Below are 694 nucleotides of genomic sequence, written 5' to 3'. Positions count from 1 at the left end.
CGTTGTAGCTTTTTCCTCAGCTTACGTATTTCGATTTGTTCTGGTGTTATCGGAGAGGCTTTTGGTGTTTTGCCCTGACGCTCATCACGCAGTTGTTTGCCCCATCTTGTCATTGTGGAAAGGCCAACATCCATAGCTTTGGCGGCATCTGCCACCGTGTATTTCTGGTCAACAACCAGTTGAGCGGATTCGCGTTTAAACTCTGCGCTAAAATTTCTTTTTTTCATTGGAGCACCTGTGTTGTTCTGAGGTGAGCATATCACCTCTGTTCAGGTGGCCAAATTCAGTGTGCCACTTCAGAGCAACTTCATCGTTTGCTAACTCAGGGTGTGCAGCAAGCTGCTTCTGAACCGCCCCGGGTTTCCTGGAGAGTGTTTTATCTGTGAACTCAGGCTGCCAGATCATCGTTTCCGATGGAAGCATAATAAGCTTTTTCTGCTTCTGCCGGAGGGATGTGGCCCAGCCTTTCCAGCAATCGTCGATTATTATACCAGTCCACCCACGTGAGTGTGGCCAGTTCCACTTCTGCACGGTTTTTCCAGCTCTTACGGTGTATTACCTCCGCTTTGTAAAGACCATTGATGCTCTCCGCCATCGCGTTGTCATACGAGTCGCCTGTACTTCCTGTTGATGCCAGTAATCCGGCTTCCTTAAGCCGCTGTGTGTAGGCCAGCGATACATACTGAGAACCTTT

2 protein-coding genes are annotated in these 694 nt (G+C 49.0%); both read right to left on the bottom strand.

What is annotated here, in order from left to right; translation table 11 throughout:
- Window positions 1-227, bottom strand: a 227-nt coding sequence (locus BHE85_RS17635) for an IS3 family transposase (protein ID WP_069673482.1), incomplete at its 3' end; no start/stop codon positions are given.
- 161 nt (window positions 228-388) lie between these two features.
- A partial coding sequence (locus tag BHE85_RS17625; protein WP_032232747.1) for an integrase core domain-containing protein occupies window positions 389-694 on the bottom strand: 306 nt, incomplete at its 5' end.

Origin of the sequence: Shigella sp. FC1567 (genome assembly GCF_001743015.1) — a bacterium.
Taxonomy (GTDB): Bacteria; Pseudomonadota; Gammaproteobacteria; order Enterobacterales; family Enterobacteriaceae; genus Escherichia; species Escherichia coli.
The sequence above is the reverse complement of the archived record's forward strand: the minus strand, read 5'-3'. Positions and strand labels throughout refer to the sequence as shown.